Raw genomic sequence first — 3,392 nt, forward strand, 5'->3', positions numbered from 1 at the left:
CCTACTTTCACATGGAAGAACCACACTATCATCGGCGCTGAGTCGTTTCACGGTCCTGTTCGGGATGGGAAGGCGTGGGACCAACTCGCTATGGCCGCCAAACTTAAACTGTTACAAATCGGTAAAGCCTTAATCGGTATAAATGGTGATGACTGAATCAGTCAGTAAGCTTTTATCTTTTGAAGTTCTTCAAATGATAGAGTCAAGCCTCACGAGCAATTAGTATGGGTTAGCTTCACGCGTTACCGCGCTTCTACACCCCACCTATCAACGTCCTGGTCTCGAACGACTCTTTAGTGTGGTTAAACCACAAGGGAAGTCTCATCTTCAGGCGAGTTTCGCGCTTAGATGCTTTCAGCGCTTATCTCTTCCGAACTTAGCTACCCGGCTATGCAACTGGCGTTACAACCGGTACACCAGAGGTTCGTCCACTCCGGTCCTCTCGTACTAGGAGCAGCCCCCGTCAAACTTCCAACGCCCACTGCAGATAGGGACCAAACTGTCTCACGACGTTTTAAACCCAGCTCACGTACCACTTTAAATGGCGAACAGCCATACCCTTGGGACCGACTACAGCCCCAGGATGTGATGAGCCGACATCGAGGTGCCAAACTCCGCCGTCGATATGAACTCTTGGGCGGAATCAGCCTGTTATCCCCGGAGTACCTTTTATCCGTTGAGCGATGGCCCTTCCATACAGAACCACCGGATCACTATGTCCTGCTTTCGCACCTGCTCGACTTGTCGGTCTCGCAGTTAAGCTACCTTTTGCCATTGCACTATCAGTCCGATTTCCGACCGGACCTAGGTAACCTTCGAACTCCTCCGTTACTCTTTGGGAGGAGACCGCCCCAGTCAAACTGCCTACCATGCACGGTCCCCGACCCGGATTACGGGTCTGGGTTAGAACCTCAAAGACACCAGGGTGGTATTTCAAGGACGGCTCCACAGAGACTGGCGTCTCTGCTTCAAAGCCTCCCACCTATCCTACACAAGTGACTTCAAAGTCCAATGCAAAGCTACAGTAAAGGTTCACGGGGTCTTTCCGTCTAGCAGCGGGTAGATTGCATCTTCACAACCACTTCAACTTCGCTGAGTCTCGGGAGGAGACAGTGTGGCCATCGTTACGCCATTCGTGCGGGTCGGAACTTACCCGACAAGGAATTTCGCTACCTTAGGACCGTTATAGTTACGGCCGCCGTTTACTGGGGCTTCGATCCGATGCTTGCACATCTTCAATTAACCTTCCAGCACCGGGCAGGCGTCACACCCTATACGTCCACTTTCGTGTTAGCAGAGTGCTGTGTTTTTAATAAACAGTCGCAGCCACCTATTCTCTGCGACCCTCCAGGGCTTACGGAGCAAGTCCTTAACCTTAGAGGGCATACCTTCTCCCGAAGTTACGGTATCAATTTGCCGAGTTCCTTCTCCCGAGTTCTCTCAAGCGCCTTAGAATTCTCATCCTGCCCACCTGTGTCGGTTTGCGGTACGGTTCGATTCAAACTGAAGCTTAGTGGCTTTTCCTGGAAGCGTGGTATCGGTTACTTCATGTCCGTAGACACTCGTCATCACTTCTCGGTGTTAAGAAGACCCGGATTTGCCTAAGTCTTCCACCTACCGGCTTAAACAAGCTATTCCAACAGCTTGCTAACCTAACCTTCTCCGTCCCCACATCGCATTTGAATCAAGTACAGGAATATTAACCTGTTTCCCATCGACTACGCATTTCTGCCTCGCCTTAGGGGCCGACTCACCCTACGCCGATGAACGTTGCGTAGGAAACCTTGGGCTTTCGGCGAGCGGGCTTTTCACCCGCTTTATCGCTACTCATGTCAACATTCGCACTTCTGATACCTCCAGCACACTTTACAATGCACCTTCATCGGCCTACAGAACGCTCCCCTACCATGCCAGTAAACTGGCATCCGCAGCTTCGGTTATAGATTTGAGCCCCGTTACATCTTCCGCGCAGGACGACTCGACCAGTGAGCTATTACGCTTTCTTTAAATGATGGCTGCTTCTAAGCCAACATCCTGGCTGTCTGGGCCTTCCCACTTCGTTTACCACTTAATCTATCATTTGGGACCTTAGCTGGCGGTCTGGGTTGTTTCCCTCTTGACAACGGACGTTAGCACCCGCTGTCTGTCTCCCGAGGAACCACTTGATGGTATTCTTAGTTTGCCATGGGTTGGTAAGTTGCAATAACCCCCTAGCCATAACAGTGCTTTACCCCCATCAGTGTCTTGCTCGAGGCACTACCTAAATAGTTTTCGGGGAGAACCAGCTATCTCCGAGTTTGTTTAGCCTTTCACCCCTATCCACAGCTCATCCCCGCATTTTGCAACATGCGTGGGTTCGGTCCTCCAGTACCTGTTACGGCACCTTCAACCTGGCCATGGATAGATCACTCGGTTTCGGGTCTACACCCAGCAACTGTTCGCCCTATTAAGACTCGGTTTCCCTACGCCTCCCCTATTCGGTTAAGCTCGCTACTGAATGTAAGTCGTTGACCCATTATACAAAAGGTACGCAGTCACACCACAAGGGTGCTCCCACTGTTTGTATGCATCAGGTTTCAGGTTCTATTTCACTCCCCTCCCGGGGTTCTTTTCGCCTTTCCCTCACGGTACTGGTTCACTATCGGTCGATGATGAGTATTTAGCCTTGGAGGATGGTCCCCCCATATTCAGACAGGATTTCACGTGTCCCGCCCTACTTTTCGTACGCTTAGTACCACTATTGAGATTTCGAATACGGGACTATCACCCACTATGGTCAAGCTTCCCAGCTTGTTCTTCTATCTCGACAGTTATCACGTACAGGCTCCTCCGCGTTCGCTCGCCACTACTTGCGGAATCTCGGTTGATTTCTTTTCCTCCGGGTACTTAGATGGTTCAGTTCTCCGGGTTCGCTTCGCTTATCCTATGTATTCAGATAAGGATACCTCCTAAGAGGTGGGTTTCCCCATTCGGACATCGCGGGATCATAGCTTTATTGCCAGCTCCCCCGCGCTTTTCGCAGGCTTACACGTCCTTCGTCGCCTATCATCGCCAAGGCATCCACCTGATGCACTTATTCACTTGACTCTATCATTTCAAGAACCTCTTTGACTTCGTTTGCCTACCCGTTGACTAGGGAAGCAAACTTGAAATTCCTACTTTGATAAAGCTTACTGCTTTGTTGTGTCTTAATCCTGCCTTTTGTATTTCAGGATTAAGTCGATACAATCATCACCCAAATACTGTGTTTGTTTTCTTTTCTCTTGCGAGAGATTTTTTATCCTTTGCAAAGAACAAAAAATCAAAACAAACTCATTGTCTTTGTTTGTTGATTTCGGCTTTCCAATTTGTTAAAGATCGATGCGTCGATATTTCACTTCGCAAATCAAAAT

The 3,392-nt window shown here is 49.6% G+C and carries 2 rRNA genes; both read right to left on the reverse strand.

From position 1 onward, the window contains the following. Positions 1 to 102, reverse strand: a 5S ribosomal RNA gene (gene rrf / locus O3661_RS10555); the annotation flags it as partial. A 96-nt stretch (positions 103 to 198) separates the two neighbouring features. After that, positions 199 to 3,087: ribosomal RNA gene (locus O3661_RS10560) — 23S ribosomal RNA — on the reverse strand. Positions 3,088 to 3,392: the final 305 nt, after the last annotated feature.

The organism is Neisseria sp. 20925_1_37 (assembly GCF_041433255.1).
Lineage (GTDB): Bacteria > Pseudomonadota > Gammaproteobacteria > Burkholderiales > Neisseriaceae > Neisseria > Neisseria flavescens_D.